The organism is Candidatus Omnitrophota bacterium, from assembly GCA_041653595.1.
Lineage (GTDB): Bacteria > Omnitrophota > Gorgyraeia > Pluralincolimonadales > Pluralincolimonadaceae > Pluralincolimonas.
In genome coordinates this window covers 1-8,925 of record JBAZFB010000010.1, presented here as the reverse complement: position 1 = coordinate 8,925, position 8,925 = coordinate 1, and the positions used below count along the sequence as shown (strand labels likewise).

The window sequence follows — 8,925 nt, the reverse complement described above, 5'->3', positions numbered from 1 at the left end:
CGCGGTGACGAAAGGCCTCGAAGGCAAAGAACTTACCGAGATAGGCCAGATAGCCGAGGCCGGGGCGAAGGCCCTGTCAGACGACGGAAATCCGGTGATGAACGCTGAGATATTGAGGCGGGCGCTCGAATACGCGAAGATGTTCGGCCTGCCGGTGATATCGCACTGCGAAGACGCGAACCTGTCGAAAAACGGCGTAATGAACGAGGGATTCATCTCGACGAAACTCGGGCTGAAAGGGATACCGCGCGCGTCGGAAGTAGTCATGGTGATGAGGGATATAGAGCTGGCCGGGCTTACCGGCGCGAAGCTGCACATCGCCCACGTATCCGCAAAAGAGAGCGTCGAGGCGGTAAGGGAAGCGAAAAAAAGAGGGATAAAAGTGACATGCGAGACCTGCCCGCACTACTTCACGCTTACCGAAGAGGCGGTGCTGGGTTTTAATACGAAGGCGAAGGTTAATCCTCCGTTGAGGACGAAGGAAGACCTGGCGGCGATCAAGAAAGGGTTATCCGATGGGACGATAGATGCGATCGCTACCGACCACGCGCCGCATTCCGTCGAAGAAAAAGACGTTGAATTCGATTTTGCCGCGAACGGGATGATAGGCCTGGAATTCGCCTTATCGCTCGCTAATACGGAATTGGTGAAAAACAAAACCCTCGACTGGAGCGGCCTCGTAAGCAAGATGTCGGCAAATCCCTCGGCGATATTAGGCCTCAAGGGGAAAGGTTCGCTCGCCGTTGGAAGCGACGCTGACGTCACGGTCTTCGACCCTGCCGCGGAATGGATCGTCGAGGAGAAACACATAGAATCTAAATCGAAGAACACGCCGCTGGCAGGCAGGAAGATGGGCGGGACGGTTCTCGTTACTATAGTCGGCGGAAAGATAAAATACGAAAACGGGAAATTCGATTAAAAAGGAGGGTATTATGGGCCGCGGAATTATGATAGTCTTCGCTTTTGCGATGACCCTGGTCTTCGTCGCGGGGTGCGCCACCCCGGAGCCGTATTTGAAAGGAAAAGAAAAGCTGGAAGCGAGCGATTGGCTCCACGCCGGCGACATCGCGTACCAGCTCAAGGATTGGGACAATGCCCAATATTATTACGACCTCCTGGTAAAGAAATACCCGGACAGTTACTACGGGAAAAAGGCGAAAGAGAACCTCGGCTATGTCAATTACCAAAGGTCGCTTATCGGTAAGGCCGTAGACAAAGGGACGGAGGAGCTAGAGCCTATTTTTTAATGGAATTTGCAGCTGATTTCCATATCCATTCGAGATACAGCCGCGCGACATCGGGATCGATGAACGTCAAAGAGCTCTCCCGCTGGGCGAAGATCAAGGGGATATCCCTCCTCGGCACGGGAGATTTCACCCACCCGCTCTGGTTATCCGAACTGAAGAGCGAACTGAAAGAAGCGGGGGGCGGGCTCTACGAACACGGCGGCGTGAATTTCATACTGACGGTAGAGGTATTCAATAATTTCTACGTCGAGGGGAAATCGAAAAGGATACATAACGTGATCTTCGTCCCAGATATGGGGACGGCGGAAAGATTGAACGCAAAACTGGGGGAATACGGGGACCTCTTCTCAGACGGGCGCCCGATACTGAACATGAGCGCGAGGGACCTCGTCAGGGCGTGCCTGGACGTGTCGCCGGATTGCTTCATCGTGCCGGCTCACGCGTGGACCCCGCACTTCTCGATATTCGGGTCGAATTCCGGTTTCAACAGCGTCGAGGAATGCTTTAAAGATGAGGCGAATAACATATATTGCCTCGAGACCGGCCTGTCGTCGGACCCGGCGATGAACTGGCGCCTGAGCAGCCTCGACAGGTATTCGCTGATCTCAAATTCTGATTCACATTCGCCCCAAAAGATAGGCAGGGAAGCGAACGTCTTCGATTGCGGGCTCGATTACAGGGAGATAATCGGAGCGCTAAAGGCCAAAGACAAAAAGAAATTTTTATATACCGTGGAATTCTATCCGCAGGAAGGAAAGTACCATTATGACGGGCACCGGAACTGCGATTCCAGGGTCTCCCCGAAAGAGGCGATAAAGAATCGGAACCTCTGTCCGGTCTGCGGCAAGAAGATAACCGTCGGAGTGATGCACCGCGTCGAAGAGCTCGCTGACAGGCCGGAGGGATTCGTGCCGGAAGGCGCCATCCCGTTCAAGAGCATGATACCGCTTGCGCAGATAATATCCGACGCGCGAGGAGTAGGGGAACAATCAGTGGCGGTCGAACGCGAATATATGTCACTTGTGAATAAATGCGGCAGTGAATTCAACATCCTGCTTAAGATGGGCGAAAGCGACCTGAGGGCGCAGCTGCCGGAGAAGATAGCGGAAGGTGTGATAAGGGTCAGGGGCGGGAAAGTGGAAATCCTCGCAGGCTACGACGGGGAGTACGGGAAGATAAAGATATTCGACAAAGAAGAAACAGGAGAGAAGCAGCTTACTTTATTTTGAGGAACTAAAAGAAAGCGGAGAATGAAAGCGTACCTTGTATTGGAAGACGGAAGCACATATAAAGGCGAGTCGTTCGGCGCAGAGGGCGAGTCGTTCGGCGAGCTGGTGTTTAATACCTCAATGACCGGCTATCAAGAGATACTGACCGACCCTTCCTATAAGGGTCAGATAGTGACGATGACCTATCCTCTGATAGGCAACTACGGCGTAAACGACGAAGATGCCGAATCCTGCAAGCCGTGGGCCGAAGGGTTCGTGGTGAAGGAACTGAGCGGCATCGCCTCGAATTACCGGAAGAAAACGACGCTGGATGATTATATGAAAAAATATAAGATAACCGGCATACAGGGCGTCGACACCAGGGCTATCACGAGGAGATTAAGGACCAAGGGCGCGATGAAATGCGCCATATCGACCGTGGAGCCGGACGAGAAGAAGCTGCTCGATAAAGTCAAAGCCTCTCCGGGCCTGTTAGGGAGAGATCTCGTCAAGGAAGTCACGTGCAAGAAACCCTTCGATTTGGAGGATGAAGGCGCCGCGAAGACGCGGTTCACCGTCGTCGCGATAGATTGCGGGACGAAATTGAACATATACAGGAATTTGAGCAGGATAGGCTGCAAAATCAAGGTCCTGCCGGCCTCGGCCACGGCCGAGGATGTGCTCGCGCTGAAGCCGGACGGGTTGTTCCTCTCGAACGGCCCGGGTGATCCCGAGGGAGTGCCGTATCATATCGAAGCCGTAAGAAAGCTGATCGGCAAACTCCCGATATTCGGCATATGCCTCGGCCACCAGATACTGGGCCTCGCGTTCGGCGGCAAGACGTATAAGCTTAAGTTCGGACACCACGGAGGCAATCATCCGGTCATGGACCTGAGGACGAGAAAGGTCGACATCACGTCGCAGAACCACGGGTTCGCGGTCGACATGGATTCCATCCCGGATAAAGATATGGTCCTGACGCATATAAATCTCTACGATAAGACGGCAGAAGGCATGGAGCACAGGAAGCTGCCGGTATTTTCCGTCCAGTATCATCCCGAAGCGTGCCCGGGCCCGCATGACGCCGAATATTTATTCGATAAATTCGCAGCCATGATGAGCGAAAGGAAAGATGCCTAAGAGGACAGACATAAATAAGATATTGATAATAGGCTCAGGCCCGATAGTGATAGGCCAGGCCTGCGAATTCGATTATTCCGGGACCCAGGCGTGCAAAGCGCTCCGCGAAGAAGGGTTCAAGATCATACTCGTCAACTCCAACCCGGCCACGATCATGACCGACCCGGAGACCGCGGATGTCACTTATATCGAACCGATAACCCCGGAGATGATAGCGAAGATAATAGAGAAAGAGAGGCCCGATGCCTTATTGCCTACGCTGGGCGGGCAGACCGGCCTGAACTGCGCCATACAGCTGCACGAGACCGGTGTCTTGGAGAAGTTCGGGGTGGAGATGATCGGCGCTAAGGCCGGGGCGATAAAAAAGGCCGAAGACAGGAAGCTCTTTAAGGAAGCGATGTCGAAGATAGGGCTCGACATGCCGAAGAGCGACCTCGCCTACAATATGGACCAGGCGAAAAAGATCGCAGTAGAGATAGGTTTCCCGCTCGTTATAAGGCCTTCTTTCACATTAGGCGGAACAGGCGGCGGGACCGCTGCGGATTGGAAAGAATTCGAGGAGATCGCGCAGAGGGGCCTCTCTTTAAGCATGATAGGCGAGATCCTCATAGAGGAGTCCATCGCCGGATGGAAGGAGTACGAGCTGGAGGTCATGCGCGACCTCAAGGACAACGTAGTCATAATATGCTCGATCGAGAACTTCGACCCGATGGGGATACACACCGGCGATTCCATAACAGTCGCGCCTGCCCAGACGCTGACCGACAGGGAATACCAGATAATGAGGGATTCCGCGATAAAGGTCATACGCGAGATCGGCGTCGAGACCGGCGGTTCGAACATCCAGTTCGGCGTCAACCCTGATACCGGCAGGCAGGTGATCATAGAGATGAACCCGAGGGTATCGAGGTCGTCGGCCCTCGCCTCCAAGGCGACGGGTTTTCCGATAGCGAAGATCGCGGCGAAACTCGCGGTCGGCTATACCCTCGACGAGATACCAAACGATATAACCAAGGAGACACCGGCCTCATTCGAGCCGGCGATAGATTATTGCGTCGTGAAGATACCGCGGTGGGCTTTCGAAAAGTTCCCGAAGGCCGACCAGAGGCTTACCATACAGATGAAATCTGTCGGCGAGACGATGGCGATAGGCAGGACATTCAAAGAGGCGCTGCAGAAAGGGATCAGGTCGCTGGAGATAGGCAGGTTCGGCCTCGGCGCGGACCCGAAGGATGAGTACGAGGCGAGATCAAAGGGCCCCAATTTCAAGCAGGAGATAATAGAGAAATTAAAAACGCCAAACCAGGACAGGTTATTTTACATCAGGTACGCTTTGAAAGAAGGGTTTACGATAGAAAAAATATACGGGCTTACGAAGATAGACCCGTGGTTCCTCCAGAATATAAAGGAAATAATAGAGGTCGAGGACCAGATAAAAAGCTCCGAGATGACAGGCGAAGTTCTCCTGAAGGCTAAACAGTCCGGGTTCTCGGACAAACAGATCTCATACCTGCGCGGCTCGGACGAGATGGGAGTAAGGGCGCCGAGGATAAAAGAGGGAGTAAGCGCTGTCTACAAGCTGGTCGATACCTGCGCCGCGGAATTCGAGGCGTATACTCCATATTTCTACTCGACATACGAAGAAGAGGACGAGACGAGGTCCTCCGCGAAAAAAAAGATAATGATACTCGGGGGCGGCCCGAACAGGATAGGCCAGGGCATCGAGTTCGATTATTGCTGCGTCCATGCCGCTTTCGCGCTCAAGGAGATAGGCTACGAGACGATAATGGTAAACTCCAATCCCGAGACCGTCTCGACGGATTACGACACCTCGGACAAACTATATTTTGAGCCGCTCACCATCGAGGACGTCCTTAACATAGCCGATAAAGAGAAGCCGGACGGCGCGATAGTCCAATTCGGAGGCCAGACCCCGCTGAACCTGGCGGTAGCGTTAAAGAAGGCCGGCCTCAAAATAATTGGGACGACGCCGGAGGCGATAGATATAGCTGAGGACAGGGAGAAATTCAAACTCCTCGTCGAGAAACTGGGATTGAGGCAGCCGGTAAACGGGACCGCCGTCGATGTCAAAGGCGCGATAGAGGCCGCGAAGAAGATAGGCTACCCGGTCATGGTCAGGCCTTCCTATGTCCTGGGAGGGCGGGCGATGGAAATAGTCTATGACGACGAGTCGCTCGAGTATTATATGACGCATGCGGTAAAGGCCTCTCCGGAATTTCCGGTGCTGATAGACAAGTTCCTCGAGGACGCGATCGAGGTCGACGTCGACATGATAGGCGACGGAGAGACATTCGTGATAGGCGGGATAATGGAGCACATAGAGGAGGCCGGGGTCCATTCCGGCGACGCCGCGATGGTCCTTCCTCCGCATACGCTGAACAAGAAAGTCATTGATGAGATAAGGCAGGCGACGTTCTCCATGGCGAAAGACCTGAACGTCGTCGGCCTTATGAACGTCCAATATGCCGTGCAGAAGGGGGTCGTTTATATATTAGAGGTGAATCCCCGGGCCTCGAGGACGATACCTTTCGTCAGCAAGGCGATAGGGGTGCCCCTCGCAAAACTCGCGGCGAAAGTCATGGCGGGGAAGAAATTAAAAGACCTCGGTTTCACCAAAGAGATCACCCCGCCGCAGATATCGGTGAAAGAATCCGTCTTCCCGTTCGTCAAGTTCCCGGGGATAGACATAATACTCGGCCCTGAGATGAGGTCGACAGGCGAGGTCATGGGCATTGACGTGGATTTCGGCAGGGCGTTCGCGAAATCGCAGATGGCGGCTAACAGCGCGCTGCCGACAGAAGGCACGGTCTTCGTGAGCGTCCAGGACGCCCATAAGGCGAAGATAGTCCCGATAGCCAAGAAATTGAGCAAGCTGGGATTCGATATGATCGCTACCGCGGGTACGGCGGCGACGCTCAAAGAAGCCGGCATCGCGGCTACCCGGATCCACAGGATAAGCGAGGGGAGCCCTAACATACTCGACCAGATGAGGGAAGGGAAAATAAAGTTGATCATAAACACGCCTTCCGGGAAGAAGCCGAGAGAGGATGAGATAAAGATAAGGTCGCTGGCGGTCTCGCTGGGTCTACCGTGCGTCACGACGATGCCGGGAGCGGATGCCGCGACCAAGGGGATAGAGGCGATCAAGAAGCATTCTATAGGGGTAAGGCCATTAAAGGAATGGCACGCAGCCATATGATACAGGTCTCAGGAAAGGTCGTATCGAACAAGAGGTTAAAACCCGGCTATTGCCTGATGGCGGTAAAGTGCCCGTCCATTGCGAAAAAAGCGAAGCCGGGCCAGTTCCTGACGATAAGGTGCGGCGACACTGACACGCCGCTGTTGAGGAGGCCGTTCGGTTTCCACAGGATAAAGGCTTCGGGTTTCGAGATATTATATGAAATAAAAGGGAAGGGCACTCGGTTCCTCTCAGGGCTAAAGCCGGGCGCCAAGATAGATGTCCTGGGGCCGCTGGGGAACGGTTTTACTGTCACGAAGGGCAGGAAAAATTTCATAATACTCGCCGGCGGAATAGGAGTAGCACCGCTCGCCTCGCTGGCAGACGCGCTCGCTAAGATAAAAAGCGCCAAAACTTATGCGATATTAGGCGCCAGGAATAAAAATGCCCTTCTTTGCGAAGACCACTTCAGGAAGATCGGCATCGAGACGATAGTTGCCACCGATGACGGAAGCTGCGGAGAAAAGTGTTTCGTGACAGACATTTTAAACAGATTCCTGCCGGTAAAAAAGGGGTTCCGGCCGGTCATATTTGCCTGCGGCCCCGGGGGTATGCTGAAAGCGGCCGGGCGCATCGCGGAAAAACGCGGGCTTGAATGTTACGTCTCTTTGGAGGAGAATATTGCCTGCGGGGTGGGCGCGTGCCTGGGGTGCGCGATAAAAACAAGATCGGGGTATAAACTGGTCTGTAAAGACGGCCCGGTCTTTAACGCTAAAGAGGTAATATGGTAAAGCCGAACCTTAAGGTTAAGATAGCCGGGCTCGAATTTAAGAATCCGGTGCTTGTCGCGTCCGGGACATTCGGGTCAGGTGAGGAATACGGGAAACTCGTAGACCTGAACAAGCTTGGGGCTATCGTGACCAAATCGGTGACCCTGGAACCTAGGGAGGGTAACGTCCCTCCTCGCGTCGTCGAGACGCCGTCAGGCATGCTCAATTCCATCGGGCTCCAAAATTACGGCATAGACGCCTTTATTAAAGATAAGCTGCCGTTCCTGAACAAGGTCAAGACAGCGGTCATCGTCTCAATAGCCGCGCACAGGGTGGAAGATTATGCGGCGATCGCCGGGAAGCTCGATAAAATAAAAAGGGTCGACGCCATAGAGATAAATATATCGTGCCCCAACGTTAAGGGCGGGCTTGAATTCGCGCGGGAGCCCGGTTCGACGGCAGCCGTGGTCGGGGCGGTAAGGAGGGCCTCAAGAAAACCGGTCATTGTAAAGCTCTCTCCCAACGTAAAAGACATAACCGAGATAGCGATGGCCGCCGAGAATGCGGGCGCGGATGCGGTTTCGCTGGTAAATACATTTACGGGGATGGCGATAGATATAGATACGAAGAGGCCGGTCCTGGGCAATATAATAGGAGGCTTAAGCGGTCCGGCGATAAAGCCGGTCGCCTTGCGCATGGTCTGGGAGACGGCTAAAAAGGTGAAGATACCGGTCATCGGCATCGGCGGCATAATGAATTATGAGGACGCGGTTGAATTTATAATAGCCGGCGCTTCCGCTGTCCAGGTCGGGACCGCGAATTTCGTAAATCCGAAGGCCGCCGCCGATATCATCAGCGGAATGGAAAAATATATGCGGCAAGGGAAGATAAAAAATATAAAGGAACTCACCGGATGCCTCAAGACATAAAAGCTTCCGAAAAACTTATCGTGGCGCTCGACTTGAGATCACTCGCCGAGGCGAAAGAGATGGTAAAAAAATTGAGCCCGGACGTGCGGATCTTCAAGGTCGGCATGGGCCTGTTCACTTTATGCGGCCCGGATGCGGTCGCGCTCGTGCACGACAGCGGCGCCAAGGTATTCCTCGACCTTAAATTCCACGACATCCCCAATACTGTCGCCCATGCGGTAAGGTCGGCCGCGAAGTTAGGCGTGTTCATGATGAATATCCACGCGCTCGGCGGCTCGGAGATGATGATGAGGGCCGTAGAGGCGGCGCGGGAATCGGAGAAGAGGCCGAAACTCCTGGGAGTCACGGTGCTTACAAGCATGGACCAGTCTTCAATAGGCGAGGTCGGTATAAATATGAAAATCGAAGACGAGGTCGTCACGCTTGCGAGAT

The 8,925-nt window shown here is 53.9% G+C and carries 8 protein-coding genes; all 8 read left to right on the top strand.

Going from position 1 to position 8,925, the window contains the following annotated elements; translation table 11 throughout:
* On the top strand, positions 1-919 hold a 919-nt coding region (locus WC317_05170; GenBank protein ID MFA5339517.1), incomplete at its 5' end, for a dihydroorotase.
* Between the two features lie 13 nt (positions 920-932).
* Positions 933-1,247, top strand: coding sequence for a tetratricopeptide repeat protein (locus WC317_05165; protein MFA5339516.1), 315 nt, complete (start codon positions 933-935; stop codon positions 1,245-1,247).
* Complete coding sequence (locus WC317_05160; GenBank protein MFA5339515.1) at positions 1,247-2,476, top strand: endonuclease Q family protein; 1,230 nt, start codon at positions 1,247-1,249, stop codon at positions 2,474-2,476. The genes WC317_05165 and WC317_05160 overlap by 1 nt, the downstream gene beginning before the upstream one ends.
* Before the next feature lie 21 nt (positions 2,477-2,497).
* The gene (gene carA / locus WC317_05155; protein MFA5339514.1) at positions 2,498-3,595 is read left to right on the top strand and encodes a glutamine-hydrolyzing carbamoyl-phosphate synthase small subunit; all 1,098 of its coding nucleotides are present in this window, start codon (positions 2,498-2,500) and stop codon (positions 3,593-3,595) included.
* Positions 3,588-6,815, top strand: a complete 3,228-nt coding sequence (gene carB, locus WC317_05150) for a carbamoyl-phosphate synthase large subunit (GenBank protein MFA5339513.1) — start codon at positions 3,588-3,590, stop codon at positions 6,813-6,815. Before carA ends, carB begins: the two co-directional genes overlap by 8 nt.
* Positions 6,797-7,585: a dihydroorotate dehydrogenase electron transfer subunit gene (locus WC317_05145; protein ID MFA5339512.1), complete on the top strand. Its 789-nt coding sequence runs from the start codon at positions 6,797-6,799 to the stop codon at positions 7,583-7,585. The genes carB and WC317_05145 overlap by 19 nt, the downstream gene beginning before the upstream one ends.
* Positions 7,579-8,493, top strand: a complete 915-nt coding sequence (locus tag WC317_05140; GenBank protein MFA5339511.1) for a dihydroorotate dehydrogenase — start codon at positions 7,579-7,581, stop codon at positions 8,491-8,493. The genes WC317_05145 and WC317_05140 overlap by 7 nt, the downstream gene beginning before the upstream one ends.
* The coding region (pyrF, locus tag WC317_05135; GenBank protein ID MFA5339510.1) for an orotidine-5'-phosphate decarboxylase at positions 8,478-8,925 on the top strand (448 nt) is incomplete at its 3' end. The genes WC317_05140 and pyrF, both read left to right, overlap by 16 nt.